The organism is Mesorhizobium sp. M0815 (genome assembly GCF_040319995.1).
GTDB lineage: Bacteria > Pseudomonadota > Alphaproteobacteria > Rhizobiales > Rhizobiaceae > Mesorhizobium.
Map to the genome: position 1 here is coordinate 330652 of NZ_JAMYOU010000002.1, position 17528 is coordinate 348179.

Consider the following 17528-nt stretch of genomic DNA (forward strand, 5'->3'; position numbering starts at 1 on the left):
AAGCCATGACGCGCAAAGCCAGCGCCGGCTGGCGTGTCGCCGTGCTTGGCGGCGGTGCCTGGGGCACGGCGCTGGCGCTGGCCATGCTGCGCGCCGGCCATTCGGTCCGGCTGTTCGCGCGCGACCCGGAGACCGTCGCGGCGATCGACCGTGGCGAAAATCCGCGCTATCTGCCCGGCATCGCGCTCGATCCCGGCATCGCGGCGACAAGTGACATCAAACTGGCTCTCGCCGACGCCGACTGCGTGCTGGCGGTGGCGCCGGCGCAATCGTTGCGCGCCATGCTGACGGCCGCGTCCAGCCATGTGCCGAAAGGCGTCCCGCTGGTGCTCTGCGCCAAGGGCATCGAGCGCGACACCGGCGCGCTGCTGTCGTCCATTGCCGAGGAAATCCTGCCGGCAAATCCGGTCGCCGCTTTGTCCGGCCCAAGCTTTGCCACCGACGTCGCCAGGGGCCTGCCCACGGCCGTGGTGGTCTCCGCCCGCGACGAGGCTCTGGCCACCGACCTTGCCGCCCGTTTCTCGGCTGAAAACCTGCGTTGTTATTGGAGCGACGACCTGATCGGCGTCGAGATCGGCGGCGCGCTGAAGAACGTCTTTGCCATCGCCGCGGGTGCCGTTACCGGCGCCGGGCTCGGCGCCAGCGCCCAGGCCGCAATGGTGACGCGCGGCTTCGTCGAATTGCGCCGCATCGGTGCCGCCTTCGGCGCAAAGCCGGAGACGCTGATGGGGCTTTCCGGCCTCGGCGACCTGCTGCTCACCTGCTCGTCCGCCCAGTCGCGCAATTTCGCTCATGGCCTGGCGCTCGGGCAAGGCAAGCCGCTTGCCGGCCTGCCTCTGGCTGAAGGCGTGCCGACGGCGGCGATCGCCGCCCGCATCGCCGGCGAGCGCCGGATCGACGCGCCGATCATCGCCGCCGTCGCCGCCATACTGGACGGCACCGTCACCATAGACCAGGCTGTGTCGGCGTTGATGACCAGGCCGCTCAAAACCGAAACCGACATGTAATCCCGAACGATTGCGGAGATGGAAAGATGCTGTTTGCGTTGATTTGCAAGGACAAGCCAGGAAATCTGCAGGTGCGGCTCGATACGCGGCCCGAGCACATTGCCTTTCTGGAAGGGCTGAACGGCGACAAGAAACTGGCCTTCGCCGGCCCGTTCCTCGACGCCGACGGCAAGCCGAACGGCAGCCTCGTCGTTGTCGAGGCGCCCGATCTGGCTGCGGCAAAAGCCCTGTCGGCGGCCGATCCCTATACCAAGGCAGGGCTGTTCGAAAGCGTCGAAATCCGGCAGTGGAACTGGAGCTTCAACAAACCGGCGGGTATCTAAATGCATGTCGCGCAAAAGTGTGCAGCGGTTTTGTGATAACGACATGCATAAAACAAGAACCTGAAGCGCGTCGCATGACGCCGGTCGAACGCTACGCGCTTTTAGTCGCGGCGGCACCTGAGGAGGAGCAAGACAATGAACTACTGGCTGTTCAAATCCGAACCCTCGGTCTTCTCCTTCGAGGACCTCAAGGCCAAGGGCAAGGCCGGCACGCAATGGGACGGCGTGCGCAATTATGCGGCGCGCAACAACATGAAGGCGATGCAGATCGGCGATCTCGGCTTTTTCTACCATTCCAATGACGGGCTCGACATAGTCGGCATCGCCGAAATCTGCGCTCTGGCCCATCAGGACAGCACGACCGACGACCCCCGCTGGGAGTGCGTCGATATCCGCGCCTTCAAGGACATGCCGAAGCCGGTGACGCTGGAACAGGCCAAGGCCAATCCAAAGCTGGCCGACATGGCGCTGGTGCGGCTCGGGCGGCTGTCCGTGCAGCCGGTGACGCCTGCCGAATGGCAGGAGGTCTGCCGCATGAGCGGACTGACGCCGGCGCCATGACGGCGCTGACGCCGGACAGCGCCAAGAAATTCATCCTCGACAACACGGCGCTGATGGCGCCGCCGCATGTGCCGGAGATACGCCTGCAGCTGGCCGACGAGGCGCATGAATTGTGGCAGCGGACCGAGGATGAGCTGAGCGAAATCGGCCTGCCACCGCCCTTCTGGGCCTTCGCCTGGGCCGGCGGCCAAGGCCTTGCCCGCTACATCCTCGACAATCCGGCTGCGGTGCGCGGCAGGCGCGTGCTCGACTTCGCCTCCGGCTCCGGCCTTGTCGCCATTGCAGCAGTGATGGCCGGATCTGCCGAGGTGATCGCCGCCGATATCGACCCGTTCTGCGCGACCGCGATCCGCCTCAATGCAGAGGCCAATGGCGTCGAGATAGAATTCCTCGCCGGCGACTGCATCGGCACCGATGCGGGCTGGGATCTGGTGCTGGCCGGCGACGTCTTCTACGACAAAGCTTTCGCCGACAGGCTGATGCCGTGGTTCGCGGCGTTGAAGGCGCGCGGCGCCGACATCCTCGTCGGCGATCCCGGCCGCTCCTATCTGCCGAAGGCCGGGCTGGAACCGCTTGCCGTCTACGAAGTGGCGGTAACCCGCGCGCTGGAGGACGCCGAGGTCAAGCGCACCACCGTCTGGTGCCTTGCTTGACGGCATCGCCGAACAGGCGTTCCATCGCGCAATCGACCGGAGGGAATCATGGATTTTTCAGCAATCAATTGGCTGGCGGTAATCGTCGCCGCCGTGGTGGCGTGGCTGTTCGGCGCGGCCTGGTATATGGGCTTGAGCAAGCCGTGGCTGAAGGCCGCCAAGCTTGATCCGGCGACGATGAGCAAGTCGATGCTGCCCTTCGTCGTCTCCTTCGTCGCGGAGCTTGTCATGGCGCTGGTCATGTCGCTGATCATCGGCGCAGTGACCGGCGGCGAACCGAGCCTGCTTGCCGGGGTGATCTTCGGCTTCGTTCTCTGGCTGGGGTTCGTCGCCACGACGCTTTCGGTCAACCATCGCTACGAAGGTTTCGGCTGGGATCTGACGCTCATCGATGTCGGCCATTGGCTCGGCGTGATGCTTCTCATCGGCGCGGTGATCGGCTGGTTCGGCGCGGCGGCGACAGGCTGACCTTTAGGCGGCGACAGGCTGACCTTTAGGTTGGGGTCTTGGCGACTTCCTCGAGAAGCCAATCGCGAAAGGCGACGATGCGTGGATCGTTCGCCGCATTTTCGGGATAGACCAGGAAATAGGCGAACTCGGGCGCGACCTTGATGCCGAGTTCGAACGGCCGGATCAGCCGGCCTTCCGAAAGGTCGTTTGCCACCATGGCGAAATCGGCGAGCGCAACCGCGTTGCCGTCGAGCGCGGCCTGCACGGCATCCGTCGAATTGCCGAACACGATGGTCCGGCTGTCGTCGAAATCGTCGACGCCCGCCGCCGCCATCCACATGCTCCAGTTCGGCCAGGTGACGCCCTGGCGCGACCACTCGATATGCGCCAGCGTATGATGGAACAGGTCGCGTGGCTCCTTGAGCGGCGGCCCTGACCGCAGCAAGGCCGGACTGCAGACGGGAATGATGACGTTTTCGAACAGCCGGTGCGAGCGAAGCCCCGGATATTTGCCGGCGCCGAAACGGATGCCGACATCGACATCGTCGCGGTCGAAATCGCGCACCTCATAGCTGATATCGAAGCGCAGCTCGATTGCCGGATGCTGTTTGCGAAAATCGTCGACGCGCCGCATCAGCCACTTCGTCGCGAATTGCGCATCGAGGGTGACCTTCAGCAGCGCCGATCCGCGCGCCGTCTTCTGCGCCCGTGAGACCGCGCGGCCAAGCAGGTCGAGCGCGTCGGTCGAGGCCTCGAACAGCACCGCACCCGCCTCGGTGAGCCGGATTGTGCGGCTGGTGCGTGTGAACAGCATGATGCCGAGCTGATCCTCGATTTCCTTGATCTGGTGGCTGACCGCTGCCGGCGTCAGGCCGAGCTCGTCGGCGGCGCGGGTGAAATTGAGGTGCCGGGCCGCCGCCTCCAGCGTCCGCAGCGCACGGGTTCCAGGCAGCAGGCGCGCCATCAGGGCCAGACGAGGAGGGTTCGGTCGAGCATTCCAATCCTCAAACAAAACTTGAAGATGCAGAAAAAACTACTCGTTTCCCGTTTGAATTTCAATCCGCCATGATCTGAGCATCGAAGAAACATCAAACCGGATTTGATGTCCGGAGAAGCGGATTGCACCATGTCTGACATCGCCCTGCGCTCTGTAACCCTCCGCCCGGCCTGGCTGCGCGCCGTGCTCGACTGGCTTCGGCACGCGAGAATCGCGGCCAATCTTCCCTACGAGAATGTCGAGGATCTCTCCGATCGCCAGCTGCGCGACATCGGTAGCGAACGCAAGGACATCGCACGCGCCATGGACCGCGAACTCGGCCGGCTCGGCCTTCTCGACATAGGGTGGCAAAGGAGTAGGGGAGTAGGGGAGTAGGGGAGCTAAGCGGCGCGCCCGCCCCTGTCTCTACTTTTACTGCCCTATTCCCCTACTCCCTTATTCCCCTATTCCCTTACCTTACCACCCTCACCACCGTCCGCTCCGACAGCAGCGGCAGCAGCCGTGCCATGGTGCGGGCTGTTACCGCGACGCAGCCTTGCGTCGGCGTGAAGCCGGGGCGCGCCAGGTGGAAGAAGATGGCGCTGCCGCGCCCGCGCCGGCGCGGCACAATGTTCCAGTCCAGCACCAGGCAAGCATCGTAGAGATCGTCGGCCCGCTGCATCCGCTCATGGCTGGCGCCATAGGGGATTTTGACCGGGCGGTTGTAGTTGCGGTCCCCAGGCACTTCGCACCAGCCGACGTCGCGGCCGATCGGCGTCATCGCCAGCCGCGTCCGGCGGCCGCTGGAAAAACGGTCGCCGCGAAAATATCCCGACAATATCCGCATCGAGGCGAGCGGCGTGGCGCCATCGCCCTCGCGCTTGCCGGCCGAGATGCCGCCATGCCCCAGCGCACATGGAAACACGAGTTTGCCGGCCTGTAGAAAGCCCTGGCTGGCATGGCCGGGCCGCGCGCGCACGGTGAGCACGGTGAGCCCTTTCGGCAAAATTGCGCCGACTGCATTGCGATCGTGTTTTTTCTTGTATGATCGTGCCACGGAACAAATCACTGTGAACGGCTGTTGTGCCGGTCAGCTTCCGCATAAACAGGCAGCGGTCAACTGAAATCTCTTTTCAAAACAACGGATTGATCCATGACTTCACGCACCATTCTGATCGTCGACGACGATGACGACCTGCGCGGCACCCTTGTCGAGCAATTGTCGCTTTATGAGGAATTCGATGTCCTGCAGGAAGCGACCGCCGCCAAAGGCGTCGCCGCGGCGCGCGGCGGGCTCATCGACCTGCTCATCATGGATGTCGGCCTGCCCGACATGGATGGCCGCGAGGCGGTGAAGATATTGCGCAAGGGCGGCTACAAGGCGCCGATCATCATGCTGACCGGCCACGACACCGATTCCGACACGATCCTTGGTCTCGAGGCCGGCGCCAACGACTATGTGACGAAGCCGTTCCGCTTTGCCGTGCTGCTGGCCCGCATTCGCGCCCAGCTGCGCCAGCACGAGCAGAGCGAGGACGCCACTTTCTCGGTCGGCCCCTACACGTTCAAGCCCAGCCAGAAGCTTCTGATCGACCCGCGCGGCGCCAAGGTGCGGCTGACCGAAAAGGAAGCCTCGATCATCAAATATCTCTACCGCGCCGACCAGAAGGTGGTGACCCGCGACGTGCTGCTGGAGGAAGTCTGGGGCTACAATTCCGGCGTCACCACGCATACGCTCGAAACCCACGTCTACCGGCTGCGCCAGAAGATCGAGCGCGATCCTTCCAACGCGGAAATTCTCGTGACAGAAAGCGGCGGCTACAAGCTGGTTCCTTAAACATTTCATTATTCAAATAAGCGATCCGGGCGGGGCGCTTTTCGGGTACGGTCCTGAGCTGGAGGTTGGTCTGGATCGAACTCGCGGAGGCATCGGGTCCAAGGAGCGGAACCGATTTTTGAAACGCCTTGCGCGTCCGGGGGCCGCGCGGCGCTCTAGGGAGGAGTGGGACTGACGGTTCGGGGACATAGCTAGATGGCGCTGGATGACGACATCCGCATCCTGTCCACCGTGAGGCTCTTCGAGGGCTTTACGCAGGAACAGCTGCGTCTGCTCGCCTTCGGCGCCGAAACCACCATGCTGAAAGCCGACCACAAGCTTTATCGCGAGGACGACGAAGCTGATTCGGCCTACATCGTGGTCAGCGGCCGCATCGTGCTCTATCGCGAGCACGACGGGGAGCGCATCCCGATCGGCACCGCCGGTCCCGGCACCATACTCAGCGAACTGGCGCTGATCGCCGACACCAACCGGCTGACCAGCGCCTCCGCCGAAATCGATTCGGAAGTGCTGCGGCTCAGCCGCAAGATGTTCCGCCGCATCCTCGAGGAATACCCGGAGCTGGCGGTTCACTTGCACCAGCGCATATTGGAGGATTTCCAGGCGATGATCCGCCGGATCGAGGAACTTGGGCCGCGTTTTGCCGGCTAATGTAGCGCCTCTGGTTTAACCAGATTTCGGAATTTGCGAGTTCTCAAGGCCGGTGCGTTGCGGAAACAAGCTCGGCCTTGCGCCGCGCCGTCTCCAGTCCGAGCGCAATGAAGCGGCGCGCATGTTTGGCCAGCTCCATATTGTCGGTCCACAGATTGCGCCAGATCGCGGTTTTCCGCGACAGGTTCTCGTCGACGATTTCCGACGAGAAGGATTCGAAGCTGAGGTCGTCGCTGTAGCCGATAGCGGTCAGCGCATCGAATATCCCGGCGAAATCGATATTGCCGGTGCCGAGGAAGCCGCGATGGCTCTCGCCGATATGGACATAGCCGATTTTCTTTGCGGCGTTGCGGATGGCCAATCCGACATCGGCCTCCTCGATGTTCATGTGGAACGTGTCGAGATGCAGGAAGATGTTGTCGGAGCCGCTGTCCTCGATAAAGGCCATGCCTTGCGCGGCGGTGTTGAGCAGGTTGCTTTCGAAGCGGTTGACGATCTCGAGGTTGAGGGTGACGCCGGCTGACTTTGCCGTCTCCGCCACCTCGGCAAGCGTGCCGGCGCTGCGGTTCCACTGGTCGCGCGTCGGCGCCTCGCTCTGCAAGCCGTGGCTGGTGCTGAGGATGCCGGCAACCTTCTGGCCGCCGAGATCGCGAGTCAGCGCGATCGTACGTTTCAGGATTTCGACGCCGTGCGCCGCAATCGTTTTGTCGGCGCTCGAAATATCGCCGTCGGCCGGCAGTCCGATGCTGATCGCGACGCCGAGGCCGAGATCGGCTATCCGCTTGGCCAAGCCGTCAATGTCGACATTGGCGGGGTCGAGATAGGAGAATTCGATCAGGTCGAAGCCGGCTTCGCTGGTGTTGGCCAGCGTCCGCTCGAGATCGCTCTGCGTCGAGCTCGCCGACCAGACGAATGAGTGGATTCCGATGCGCGACATGATTGTCTCCGGTTATTCCAGCAGTAGCGGACCCAAGTCCAAATCGGTGTTTGGCAATCCGTTGCTCAGACAAAAAAGGTGCGGCCGGTCAAACCGGCCGCACCAGGCGTGGGAGGTTTAGCGAGCTGCGGTCCAGCCCTTGTAATCCTTCAAATTGTCGGCCGTGATCAGCTTCGGGTCGAGCAGCACCGTCGGCTCGGCCGGCTTCTTGCCGGCAAGCAGGTCAGCCGCCATCGTCAGCGACTGGCCGGCCATCACATAGGGATCCTGCGAGGCCGAGGCTTTGATCATCGACGTGCCGGAAGCGAGTTCCTTCTCGATATCGGGCGCGCCGTCGACCGCCGTGAAGATGAACTCCGAGCGGTTGAGCTGCTTGGCCGCAAGCTGGGCGCCGATCGCCGTCGGATCGTTGATGGCGAACACCGCGTCGATCTTGTCGAAACGGGTCAGCAGCGACTGGAACACTTTCAAGCCGCCGTCACGTGAGCCTTCGGCGTTCTGGTCGTCTGAAAGGACCTTGATGTCGGGGTGTTTTGCCAGCACGTCCTTGCAGCCCTTGACCCTCTCCAGGATCGACGACGAGGCCGGGCCGTTGAGGATGACGTAGTCGCCCTTGCCGCCGGTATGGTCGACCAGATACTGGCACGCCTCTTCGCCGGCCTTGACATTGTTGGTCATCACGGTGACGTCGGCGCCCGGCGCCGAAACGTCAAAAGCGGCAACGACGATGCCGGCCGCCTGTGCCTTCTTCACCGCCGGTGCGATCGCCTTGGCATCGACGGCATTGAGCATGATGACGTCGACGCCGGCGGCGATGAAGGAATCGACCTGCGAGACCTGCTTGTTGAGATCGTAGTCGGCCGATACCGATGTCACCTGCACATTCGGGTTGATTTTCTTGGCCGCGTCCTCGATGCCCTTGATGGTGGCGACGAAGAACGGGTTGCCGAGCAGGCCGACCGAGATGCCGACCTTGTTCAGGTCCTTGGCCGATGCCGGCGCGATGACGGCGGCTGCAAGGGCGACGCCGCAGAGCAGTTTAGCGATGATCTTCATTGTTTTATTTTCCTCCTGATGCCCGCGCCTCTCACGGTGCGTTACACATGAAACCGGCTCGATGGACGCCGGCGACTAAGGGCCATCACGTTCTTGCTCCTGCCTGGAGCCGGTAACGGTCGAGGGCGACCGCCACGATGATGACCAATCCCTTGATGATGTACTGCCAGATGTCGGAAACACCGGCGAGGATGAGCCCATTTGACAGCACGGCGATGATCAGGCCGCCGATCAGCGTGCCCCAGATCGAGCCGACGCCGCCGACGAAGCTGGTGCCGCCGAGGATGACCGCGGCAATGGCGTCGAGTTCGTAGGACTGGCCGAGCTGCAGCCCGTTGGCGGCATAGAGCCGGGCCGCCGACATGGCGCCGCCAAGGCCGGCCAGAAGGCCGGAAACGCCGTAGACGAAGAGCAGCACCAGCGGCACCTTGATGCCGGTCAGTCTGGCGGCCTCGGCGTTGCCGCCGACGGCGTAGATCCAGGTGCCAAGCACGGTGCGCTTGAGCACCAGCCAGGACAGCACCACGACCGCCAGCGCGATGATGACCAGCCATGGAACGCCGAACAGCGAACCGTTGCCGATGAAGTCGAACGGCAGGTCCGAGTTGAACACCGTCGTGTCCTGGCCAAGCAACCGGGCGACGCCGCGCACGGCGGTCAGTGATCCCAGCGTGACGATGAAGGGCGGCAGCTTGATGTAGGCGATCAGCAGGCCGTTGATGACGCCGAAGCCGAGCCCGACGAGAATGGCCGCCGGCACGCCCAGCAGTCCCCAATCGGGCACCAGCGACACCATCACCGCCACCATCGCCGAGGCGGCAAGGATCGAGCCGACGGACAGGTCGATGCCGCCGGTCAGGATGACGAAGGTCATGCCGGCCGCCAACACGATGTTGATCGACGATTGCTGCATGACGATCAGCAGATTGGTCTGGGTGAAAAAGCGCGGGTTGATGAACTGGAAGCCGACCGCCAGCAGAATCAGGATCGGCAGCATGCCGAGCGCAGCGATGGCGGTGCGCCACCTTGTGCTCCTGCCCACCGCCCGGTCGTCCGCTTTCATCGTGTCGGCCACCTTGTCGGTCATCGCTGAGCCGCTCCCGTTGCAAGTTCCATGATCGCTTCCTGCCGCAGTGGCTCGCCCTCCGACGCCGTCACCTCGCCGGCAATTGTGCCGTCGCGCATCACCAGCACGCGGTCGGCGATGCCGATCACCTCCGGCAGTTCGCTGGAGATCATCAGGATGGCGATGCCTTTCTTGGCCAGATTGTCGATCAGCCGGTAGATTTCCGACTTGGCCCCGACATCGACGCCGCGGGTCGGCTCGTCGAGGATGACGACCTGCGGCTCTGTTTCCAGCAGGCGGGCGAGCAGCACCTTCTGCTGGTTGCCGCCTGACAGCGAGCCGGCATTGGCCTGCACCGAGCTGGTGCGGATGGAGAGGTCTGACATCGCTTTGGCGGCGCGCTTTTCGGCGGCCGCGAAGTCGCGCAGACCGCCGGCCTTCGCGTCCCTTGCCAGCACGCCCATGCTGATGTTGTCGGAGATCGACATGTCGAGGAACAGGCCAAGTTGCTTGCGGTCCTCGGTCAGGTAGGCGATGCCGGCATCCAGCGCCTCGCTTGGCGAACCGATGGATATCGGTTTGCCGCCGAGCTCCAGCGTGCCCGATATGTGCCTGTCGGCGCCGAAGATCAGTCGTGCCAGTTCGGTGCGGCCCGAGCCGACCAGGCCGGCCAGCGCCAGCACCTCGCCTTTGTGGAGGTCGAAGGAGCAATTCCTTATGAAATTGCCGTCCGACATGCCGCGCACCGACAGCGCGACGGCGCGCTTGCTGTCCGGCGGGCGGTGATCCTTCTTGTAGAACGTCGACAGATCGCGTCCGACCATCATCGATACCAGGCGCGAGGCGTTCAGATCGGCGCGGTCGAGCGTGCCGACATAGCCGCTGTCGCGCAGCACGCTGACGCGGTCGGCGAGCTGGTAGACCTCTTCCATGCGGTGGCTGATGTAGATGATGGCGATACCTTGCGACTTCAGCGTCGCGATCACCTCGAACAGCCGGTCGGTCTCACGCGAGGTCAGCGAGGTGGTCGGCTCGTCCATGACGATGATGCGCGCATTGGTCGACAGCGCGCGGGCGATTTCGACCAACTGGCGTTCGCCGAGCGACAGGCTGCTGACCGGGGTGCGCGCTGAAAAAGTCACGCCGAGCCGCGCGATGATGTCGCTGGCGCGCCGGTTACACTGCTCGCGATCGACGATGCCGAACCGTCGCGGCTCGTTGCCGAGGAAAATGTTCTGCGCCACCGACAGATTGGGCGCCAGCGACAGCTCCTGGTAGATGACCGCAATGCCGGCGGCGCGTGCCTTGATCGGGTCGCCGGTGGCGGCCGGCATGCCGTCGATCAGGATTTCGCCGCCGGGATCCGGCCGGTAGGCACCGGACAGCACCTTCATCAGCGTCGACTTGCCGGCACCGTTCTCACCCATCAGCGCGTGCAGCTCGCCGGCATGGACGGTCAGCGACACATCGTGCAGGGCGCGGATCGGGCCGAATGTCTTCGAGATGTGGCGCATCTCCAGCACCGGCTGGCGCACCGTCTCGATCCGGGCGATGGCGCTCATCGCGCACCTCCCGCAGCTGCTCTGGGGGCACCCCGATCGGCGGCAAGGCCGCGCCAGTCGTTGCGGTAGCCGGCAAGGCCGCTGAAGCTTGCCGCATGCACCGCCTCCGGCGCCTCGATGGCAAACTCGCGTCCGACGCTTTCGAAGGCAAGTGCTGCGGCACCGGTGGCGCTGCCCTCCAGCGTTGCGCCCTGCAGGAAGGCCTGCCCGGGACGCACTTGCGCCAGCAGCGCGGCAAGCAGCCCGCCATTGTTCAGGCCGCCGTCGACGATGACGGTATTATCGGAATGGATCAGCTCGAGGCACAAATCGACCATCAGCGCGACATAGAGCAGCGCCATGGCCGCGCGTTCGTCGGCGTTGGGCGTGCGCCCGACCAGTTCGCCGCGCCGGTGTGCCATCGGGCCGCCGGGCGCGAAGCTCGGCAGCGCCATGATGCCGGCGTCGATCACCCGCTGTATCGATGACGGCGCGATGGCGCCCTGCCAGCCGGCGCTGATCGTCGCGAATTCGCGGCCGCCCATGAAGCGGATGGTTGGCACCGGGCCGCCATCGACATCGACGTTGACCAGCATGTCGCGCTCGCCGTCGAGTGCGTCGAGCGGGCAGTCCGGATTGAGAACGACGACCCAGGTGCCGGTCGAGACCACGGTCACCGGCCCGAGCTGCTGCCGGCGGTAGGCATGGAGCGCGGCATTGCTGTCGTGGACGCCATTATGGATGGCGACCGGCTTCGCGGCTCGGCCGAAGCGCTGCTCGCCGATCACCGCGCCGGCACGCTCGAAGGCGGGCATCTGGCCGCGCCAGCCCTCGCCATCGACCAGCGAGCTGAAATCGCGTTTGCGCGGCGCCCATAAATGCGAGTGGCAGCCGAGATAGGACACTTCCGATACCGGCCGGCCACCAAGGCGCCAGCTCCAGTATTGGGGGTAGCCGAGGATCGATTTCGCTGCGGCGAAGGCACCGGGCTCCACCTCCTTCAGCCACAACATGTGGCGGCCGTAGTTGAAGCCAAGCGGCAGGCGCGGCGAAAAGGTCTCGGCAAAATCCGGAATGCGGCGATCGATTTGCGCGGCGATCTCGGCCGGCGGTTCCTGCTCGTAATCGAGGATCGGATGCGTCAGCGCGGCGTCGTCGACCAACGCGAAGGTGCAGCCATGGCCGGATACCATCAGCCCTTCCACGCCATGCGTGTCGACGGCGTCATCGATGGCGCGGGCCGCCCAGTCGTGCAGCGTTGCCTCGTCGAGCACGCTGAAGCCGTTTTTGCGGATCCAGCTCGGCTGGGTGCGGCGCTCGTCGAGGATGCGTCCGTCCTGGCCGAAGACGAACAGCTTCGAATTGGTCTTGCCGAAATCGAGGACGGCTACTTTCACTGGGCGCCTCCCGAGGAAGCGGCGATGCGCACCATGACGCCGGCATCTTCGAGCATGCGCGCGTCGGTGTCGGACAGGCCCTCATCGGTGACCAGCGTACCGATCCGCGACAGCGGCAGCGCCACGTTGCGGGCGTGGATCGACAGTTTGCGGCTGTCGGCCAGCACGACGATCTGGTCGGCGCAGAGGCTGAGCTCGACGATCGAGCGGACCAGCAGCGGGTGCGATTCCAGAAGGCCTTCCTGGCCGATGCCTTGCGCGCCGAGAAAGAACTTCGAGGCGTAGAACGGCACCGTCTGGGTCAGCGAATGGATGATACCCGGCTCGCGGTGCAGTTCGCCGCCGGCGACGGTCAGGCTGCAATGGCCGTGATCGCTGAGATAGGCCGCGAGCGGCATCGAGTTGGTGTAGAGCCGGATGTTGCGGTCGGCGAGCTTGACGCCGAGATGGAAGCAGGTCGAACCGCCATGCACGATGACCGCGTCGCCGTCGCGCACCATGGTGGCGGCGAGAGCGGCGATCTGCCGCTTGGCCTCGACGGCGAGGTCGCGGTTCTCGTCATAGGGCCTGGCATAGGCGACGCCAACTTGCGAAGCGCCATCGAGCGCCGAGATGCCGCCATAGACCTTGCGCGCTTCGCCGGCCTCGTCGATCTTGTCGATGTCGCGCCGCACCGTCGCCGCCGACACGCCAAGCCGCTCCTGCAGCTCGCGCACCGATGCGAAAGGCCGGTCTCGCAAAAGCTCGACAATCTGGCGCTGGCGGCCGGAGTCGCTCAACCCTTACCTCCCAATGCGCTTGCCTCCCAAGCCATTTTGCACGGCATTGCCATTTTGCACGGCAATTGGTGCAACTTACTCAACGGGCCTCGGATTGCAAGCGTGATTTGACGCGATAACATCACTGTTGACGTAACTTACTCGCATCTGCGATACCAGCGTCGGTCTTAGTCCCGGCAACGGGCCGTCCAAAGCCGTGGCCACGCGGCCGGTTTGTAGAGGAATTTCGATGACGATCAGTGCGGATGCGCAGGAATTGGCAGCGCTGCGGTCGCTTTCGGCCGTCATCGGCAGCGACCCGCATCTGACCCAGGCCGCCGGCGGCAATACCTCGCTGAAAGCCGGCGACACGCTCTGGATCAAGGCCTCCGGTACCTGGCTGAAGGACGCGCTTACCGCAGACATCATGGTGCCGGTCAGCATCCCGCCATTGCTTGAAGCCATCGAACGGCGCGACCCGGCCGCCGAACAGCCGCAGGCCTTTGCCATCGGCGCCCTCAATCCACGCGGCTTGCGCCCGTCGATCGAGACCACGGTGCATGCGCTGATGCCGCAGCGTATCGTCCTGCATGTCCACTGCGTCGAGACCATTTCGCTGGCCGTGCAGGCCGATTGCGAGGCCGAGGTCGCCAGGCGGCTCGATGGCCACCAATGGACCTATGTTCCTTATCGCCGGCCGGGGCTGCCGCTTGCCCAAGGGATCGCCGAGCGCTTGCGGCCAGGCGTAGACATCCTGATCCTCGGCAATCACGGTCTGGTCGTTGCAGCCGAGACCGTCGCCGCGGCCGACATGCTGCTGCGCCGCGTAACCCGGCTCCTGGCGCGGCCGCCGCGCCAGGTGGCTGAGCCGGACATTGCCGCACTGACGGCGCGCGCCGGCGGCAGCGGCTACAGACTGCCAGCCGACGTGGAGGCGCATGCGGTGGCGATCGACCCCGAAAGCTGCCGCATGGCTTCGGGTGGCAGCCTCTACCCCGACCACGTCATCTTTCTCGGCGAGGGTTCGGTCGTGGCGGGACCGGGCGAGGATGTGAAGCGCGTGATCGAGCGCTGCGGCGCCGCACCCGTGGCGATCCTGTTTCCCGGCCTTGGCGTGCTGATGCGCGGCGACGCCGGCGCCGGCGCCGACGCCATGCAGCGCTGCCTCGCCGACGTGACGGCGCGGGTCGATGTCGCAGCGAAGCTGAATTATCTGACAGCGGCGGAGAATGACGAACTGATCAACTGGGACGCCGAAAAATATCGCCAGAAACTCAATGCCGGAGGCAGCTGACATGCCGCGTTCGTCAAGCCCGCTATCAACTGGCCCGCTTGCCATCGGCATCGACATCGGCACATCCGGCGCGCGCGCCGTCGCATTGCGCCCGGACTTTTCCATCGCCGCGCATTCCGCAATTGCCCTTGAGCGATTTGGGCTGAACGGCCGCGACCCCGCCGTATGGTGGGAGGCGGTCGGCGCGACGTTGGCGGAAGTGCTCAAATGTATCGATCGCGCGGCAGTGCTCTCGATCGCCGTCGACGGTACGTCGGGCACGCTGCTGCCGGTCGACGGCTCCGGGCGGCCGCTGGCCGAACCGCTGATGTACAACGACAAGGTCGCTGACGACATTATTCTGACTGCAATAGCCGGCGCGGCACCGGCAACGAGCGCTGCACTTGGGGCGACGTCCGGTCTCGCCAAGGCGCTGTCTTTCCAGCACCTGCCCGGCGTCGCCACTGTGCTGCACCAGGCCGACTGGATCGCCGGACAGTTTTCCGGCCGCTTCGATGTCAGTGACGAGAACAACGCGCTGAAAACCGGCTACGACGTCGAGGCCCGGCGCTGGCCGGACTGGATCGCGGCGACCGGCATGCGCATGGAATTCCTGCCCCGAATCGTGCGGCCGGGCGATGTCACGGGCACGCTCACCGCCAGCGCTGCGAAAATGTTCGGCCTGCCGCGCGACGTGGTTGTCGTCGCCGGCACCACCGATGGATGCGCGTCGTTCCTGGCGACCGGTGCGACTGCCGCGGGCGCCGGCGTCACCGCGCTCGGCTCATCGCTGACCATCAAGATCCTCTCCGACCGGCCGATCTCGGCGCCGCAATTCGGCATCTACAGCCATAGGCTGGGAGACACCTATCTGGCGGGCGGCGCCTCGAACTCCGGCGGCAAGGTGCTGGCCCAGCATTTCCCCGTCGCCCGCATTGTCGAGCTCAGCAAAAAGATCGACCCGGCGACCGAGACCGGCCTCGATTATTACCCGCTGCCGGCGCCGGGCGAACGCTTCCCCATAGCCGATCCGGCGCTGCCGCCCCGCCTCGAGCCGCGGCCCGCCGACGACGCCGATTATCTGAAAGCGATGTTCGAGGGTATTGCGGCGATCGAAGCGCTCGGCTATCGCCGGCTTGCCGAACTCGGCGCACCTCGGCTTACATCGGTCAGGAGCGTCGGCGGCGGTGCGGCCAATCCGGCCTGGACGGCGATCCGGCAGCGCAAGCTTGGCGTCGCTCTCGTGCCGGCTCTTTCGGAGGAGGCCGCCGCCGGCACGGCGCGGCTGGCGCTGATGGGCGCAGGCGCAGCGGGGCTTTTATGACGGCCAAGATAATTCAGCACCTCGACGGCATCGCCGCGCTGGCCGAGCGCTATCAGGTGTTCCTGCTCGACCAATTTGGTGTGCTGCACGACGGCACCAGCGCCTATCCAGGCGCTATCGAAGCCTTGTCGGCACTCAAGCGCGCCGGCAAGACCATCGTGCTGATCTCGAATTCCGGCAAGCGGGCGCAACCCAATGAGCGCCGCCTGCTGAAGCTCGGCTTCGCACCGGGAAGCTGGGACCATTTTGTCTCCTCCGGCGAGGTGGCGTGGCGCTCCTTCCACGAAATGGCGGCATCGAGGACCCTGCGCCCGCAGACAAAATGCCTGCTGATCAGCCGCGACAATGACCGTTCGGCTGTCGACGGCCTTCCCCTTGTCCTGGCCAAGGACGGCGACGATGCAGAACTGGTACTGATTTCCGCCAGCGAGGGCGATCGCTACGACCTCGATCATTATCGCCGGCTTCTTGGTCCGGCAGCGGCGCGCCAGGTGCCGTGCTTCTGCACCAACCCCGACAACATCATGCTGACTGCCGTCGGGCCTCGCTTCGGCGCCGGCCGGCTAGCCGATCTCTATGAGAACCTCGGCGGCAGCGTCACCCGCATCGGCAAGCCCTATCCGCAGATATTCGAGGCAGCGCTGGCGCTGGCGGGCAACCCGGAGCGCAGCAACGTGGTCTGCGTCGGCGACAGCGTCGAGCACGACATCGCCGGCGGCAACGGCGTCGGCGTCGCGACGACGCTGGTCCTGTCCGGCATATTGGCGGAGACACCTGATCTGGAGACTGTTTTCGCCACGCTGAACGCCCGCCCCGACTACATCGCGGATAGCTTCAGGTTTCGCTGAATTGTTAAGGCGAGACAAAGCTAATCGAGGTTGAAACGCCCGATCACCGGCACATGGTCGGAGGGCCGCTCCCAGCCGCGCGCCGGCCGCAGGATTTCATAGCCGGCAAACTGCGGCACCAGGTTTGGCGACGACCAGATATGGTCGAGGCGGCGGCCGCGATTTGACGCCTGCCAATCCTGTGCACGATAGCTCCACCAGGTGTAGAGCTTCTCCTCGTAAGGCACATTGAGCCGCATCAGGTCGACCCAGTCGCCGGCGAGCCGCATCGCTTCGAAATTTTCCGTCTCGACCGGCGTATGGCTGACGACGTTGAGCAGCTGCTTGTGAGACCAGACATCGTGCTCGAGCGGCGCGATGTTAAGATCGCCGACCAGGATCGAGCCGGAAACCTCGTCATGCTCGGCGCGGACGGCGTTCATCTCGGCAACAAAATCGAGCTTGTGCTTGAACTTCCGGTTGACGGCCGGGTCGGGCTCGTCGCCGCCGGCCGGCACGTAGAAATTGTGCAGCAGGATCGCCTTGCCGCCAGCCTTGACGGTGACCGACAGATGCCGGCTGTCGTCGATCTCGCAGAAGCGGCGCTTTTCGACCACCTCGATCGGCCGCCGTGCCACCGTCGCAACGCCGTGGTAGCCCTTCTGGCCATGGAAGGCGATGTGCTCGTAGCCAAGCTTGCGGAACGCCTTCTCCGGAAACAATTCGTCAGGAACCTTGGTTTCCTGCAGGCAGAGCACGTCCGGCGCCTGCTCGACCAGCAGACGCTCGACGATCGGCATGCGCAGCCGGACGGAGTTGATGTTCCAGGTAGCGACGGAAAACGGCATGTGGGGTTCCGGACAACGCAAGATCCGCCGGATGGCCCGACGG

General features: G+C 64.6%; 20 protein-coding genes. 11 read left to right on the plus strand and 9 right to left on the minus strand.

The window, feature by feature from the left end:
* The first annotated feature begins 5 nt into the window (after nucleotides 1-5).
* The 5 genes from NKI01_RS04235 (at nucleotide 6) to NKI01_RS04255 (ending at nucleotide 3012) form a co-directional block, all read left to right on the plus strand.
* Nucleotides 6-1007 carry an NAD(P)H-dependent glycerol-3-phosphate dehydrogenase gene (locus NKI01_RS04235; RefSeq protein WP_352961983.1) on the plus strand — a complete coding sequence of 334 codons (1002 nt, stop codon included), beginning with the start codon at nucleotides 6-8 and terminating at the stop codon, nucleotides 1005-1007.
* A gap of 26 nt (nucleotides 1008-1033) precedes the next feature.
* The gene (locus NKI01_RS04240) at nucleotides 1034-1330 is read left to right on the plus strand and encodes a YciI-like protein (RefSeq protein ID WP_352961986.1); all 297 of its coding nucleotides are present in this window, start codon (nucleotides 1034-1036) and stop codon (nucleotides 1328-1330) included.
* 135 nt (nucleotides 1331-1465) lie between these two features.
* Nucleotides 1466-1891, plus strand: a complete 426-nt coding sequence (locus NKI01_RS04245) for an EVE domain-containing protein (protein ID WP_352494080.1) — start codon at nucleotides 1466-1468, stop codon at nucleotides 1889-1891.
* The gene (locus NKI01_RS04250; RefSeq protein ID WP_352861567.1) at nucleotides 1888-2544 is read left to right on the plus strand and encodes a class I SAM-dependent methyltransferase; all 657 of its coding nucleotides are present in this window, start codon (nucleotides 1888-1890) and stop codon (nucleotides 2542-2544) included. Before NKI01_RS04245 ends, NKI01_RS04250 begins: the two co-directional genes overlap by 4 nt.
* A 48-nt stretch (nucleotides 2545-2592) precedes the next feature.
* Entirely contained in the window at nucleotides 2593-3012 is a 420-nt protein-coding gene (locus NKI01_RS04255; protein WP_023721382.1) for a DUF1761 domain-containing protein, read from the plus strand.
* Nucleotides 3013-3037: 25 nt separating this feature from the next.
* On the opposite strand, the gene gcvA is transcribed toward NKI01_RS04255, so the two are convergent.
* On the minus strand, nucleotides 3038-3958 hold the full coding sequence (gcvA, locus tag NKI01_RS04260) for a transcriptional regulator GcvA (protein ID WP_352961989.1): 921 nt from the start codon (nucleotides 3956-3958) through the stop codon (nucleotides 3038-3040).
* A 162-nt stretch (nucleotides 3959-4120) separates the two neighbouring features.
* Here gcvA and NKI01_RS04265 point away from each other — a divergent pair, with 162 nt between their 5' ends.
* On the plus strand, nucleotides 4121-4366 hold the full coding sequence (locus NKI01_RS04265) for a hypothetical protein (RefSeq protein WP_023721384.1): 246 nt from the start codon (nucleotides 4121-4123) through the stop codon (nucleotides 4364-4366).
* 76 nt (nucleotides 4367-4442) lie between these two features.
* Here the strand turns inward: NKI01_RS04265 and NKI01_RS04270 are convergent, their stop codons facing one another.
* Nucleotides 4443-4979, minus strand: a complete 537-nt coding sequence (locus NKI01_RS04270; RefSeq protein ID WP_352962098.1) for a L,D-transpeptidase family protein — start codon at nucleotides 4977-4979, stop codon at nucleotides 4443-4445.
* Nucleotides 4980-5123: 144 nt separating this feature from the next.
* Here NKI01_RS04270 and NKI01_RS04275 point away from each other — a divergent pair, with 144 nt between their 5' ends.
* Nucleotides 5124-5807 carry a response regulator transcription factor gene (locus NKI01_RS04275; RefSeq protein ID WP_023721386.1) on the plus strand — a complete coding sequence of 228 codons (684 nt, stop codon included), beginning with the start codon at nucleotides 5124-5126 and terminating at the stop codon, nucleotides 5805-5807.
* A gap of 195 nt (nucleotides 5808-6002) precedes the next feature.
* The gene (locus tag NKI01_RS04280) at nucleotides 6003-6458 is read left to right on the plus strand and encodes a Crp/Fnr family transcriptional regulator (protein ID WP_023680480.1); all 456 of its coding nucleotides are present in this window, start codon (nucleotides 6003-6005) and stop codon (nucleotides 6456-6458) included.
* A gap of 43 nt (nucleotides 6459-6501) precedes the next feature.
* Here the strand turns inward: NKI01_RS04280 and NKI01_RS04285 are convergent, their stop codons facing one another.
* The 6 genes from NKI01_RS04285 to NKI01_RS04310 all read right to left on the minus strand — a co-directional run bounded on the left by NKI01_RS04285 (nucleotide 6502) and on the right by NKI01_RS04310 (nucleotide 13234).
* Entirely contained in the window at nucleotides 6502-7395 is an 894-nt protein-coding gene (locus tag NKI01_RS04285; RefSeq protein ID WP_352494078.1) for a sugar phosphate isomerase/epimerase family protein, read from the minus strand.
* Between the two features lie 117 nt (nucleotides 7396-7512).
* The gene (locus tag NKI01_RS04290; RefSeq protein ID WP_023721388.1) at nucleotides 7513-8451 is read right to left on the minus strand and encodes an ABC transporter substrate-binding protein; all 939 of its coding nucleotides are present in this window, start codon (nucleotides 8449-8451) and stop codon (nucleotides 7513-7515) included.
* 85 nt (nucleotides 8452-8536) lie between these two features.
* Nucleotides 8537-9514 (minus strand): ABC transporter permease subunit, encoded by a 978-nt coding sequence (locus tag NKI01_RS04295; protein ID WP_502896313.1) that lies wholly within the window; start codon nucleotides 9512-9514, stop codon nucleotides 8537-8539.
* 20 nt (nucleotides 9515-9534) lie between these two features.
* A complete protein-coding gene (locus NKI01_RS04300; RefSeq protein ID WP_352961992.1) occupies nucleotides 9535-11079 on the minus strand; it encodes a sugar ABC transporter ATP-binding protein in 1545 nt (514 codons plus the stop codon).
* Entirely contained in the window at nucleotides 11076-12455 is a 1380-nt protein-coding gene (locus NKI01_RS04305; RefSeq protein WP_352961994.1) for an FGGY-family carbohydrate kinase, read from the minus strand. The genes NKI01_RS04300 and NKI01_RS04305 overlap by 4 nt, the downstream gene beginning before the upstream one ends.
* Nucleotides 12452-13234 (minus strand): DeoR/GlpR family DNA-binding transcription regulator, encoded by a 783-nt coding sequence (locus tag NKI01_RS04310; RefSeq protein WP_023721392.1) that lies wholly within the window; start codon nucleotides 13232-13234, stop codon nucleotides 12452-12454. Before NKI01_RS04310 ends, NKI01_RS04305 begins: the two co-directional genes overlap by 4 nt.
* A gap of 229 nt (nucleotides 13235-13463) precedes the next feature.
* Between NKI01_RS04310 and NKI01_RS04315 the strand changes: the two genes are divergently transcribed.
* Genes NKI01_RS04315 through NKI01_RS04325 form a run of 3 tightly spaced genes read left to right on the plus strand, consistent with a single transcriptional unit; the run spans nucleotide 13464 to nucleotide 16658 of the window.
* Nucleotides 13464-14507, plus strand: coding sequence for a class II aldolase/adducin family protein (locus NKI01_RS04315; protein WP_352961997.1), 1044 nt, complete (start codon nucleotides 13464-13466; stop codon nucleotides 14505-14507).
* A 1-nt stretch (nucleotide 14508) separates the two neighbouring features.
* Nucleotides 14509-15810, plus strand: a complete 1302-nt coding sequence (locus NKI01_RS04320) for an FGGY-family carbohydrate kinase (RefSeq protein WP_352962000.1) — start codon at nucleotides 14509-14511, stop codon at nucleotides 15808-15810.
* Nucleotides 15807-16658: a TIGR01459 family HAD-type hydrolase gene (locus tag NKI01_RS04325; protein WP_352910323.1), complete on the plus strand. Its 852-nt coding sequence runs from the start codon at nucleotides 15807-15809 to the stop codon at nucleotides 16656-16658. Before NKI01_RS04320 ends, NKI01_RS04325 begins: the two co-directional genes overlap by 4 nt.
* Before the next feature lie 20 nt (nucleotides 16659-16678).
* On the opposite strand, the gene NKI01_RS04330 is transcribed toward NKI01_RS04325, so the two are convergent.
* Nucleotides 16679-17485: an exodeoxyribonuclease III gene (locus NKI01_RS04330; RefSeq protein WP_023721396.1), complete on the minus strand. Its 807-nt coding sequence runs from the start codon at nucleotides 17483-17485 to the stop codon at nucleotides 16679-16681.
* Nucleotides 17486-17528: the final 43 nt, after the last annotated feature.